Genomic DNA, 548 nt, shown 5'->3' on the forward strand with positions numbered 1-548 from the left:
TACGTAGCAGGAGTTGTTCACGAAGAAATATTTGAAGGAGTTTCAGCTAGAGAAATAAGTAAAGCTGTTGAGCCTGATTATGTTGTAATAGGTGAATCTTCAGAATTAAACTTAAAGATTGGTCAAAGAGGTAGAGGAGAAATAGTAGTAGAAACTTTTGGTAAACCAGCTCACTCTGCTAATCCAGAAAAAGGTGTAAATGCAGTTTATAAAATGGCTAATGTAATCCAAAAGATACAACAATTAGTACCTCCAACTCATCCAGTTTTAGGTGATGGAATACTAGTTTTAACAGATATAAAATCTTCTCCATATCCAGGAGCTTCAGTAGTGCCAGATTACTGTAAAGCAACTTTTGACAGAAGATTATTGGTTGGTGAAACAAGAGAAGGAGTATTAGCTCCAATACAAGCATTATTAGATGAAATGATGAAAGAAGACCCAGAGTTAAATGCAAAAGTTTCTTATGCAGTTGAAAAAGCTGATTGTTACACAGGAAATACTATAGAAAGTGAAAGATTCTTCCCAGGTTGGTTATATGATGAAGA

The 548-nt window shown here is 34.5% G+C and carries 1 protein-coding gene; it reads left to right on the forward strand.

The annotated features are described in order from the left end of the window. On the forward strand, positions 1–548 hold a 548-nt coding region (locus Q3223_RS19480; protein ID WP_407812443.1), incomplete at both ends, for a peptidase dimerization domain-containing protein.

This window comes from Clostridioides sp. GD02367 (genome assembly GCF_045900275.1).
Taxonomy (GTDB): Bacteria; Bacillota; Clostridia; order Peptostreptococcales; family Peptostreptococcaceae; genus Clostridioides; species Clostridioides difficile_A.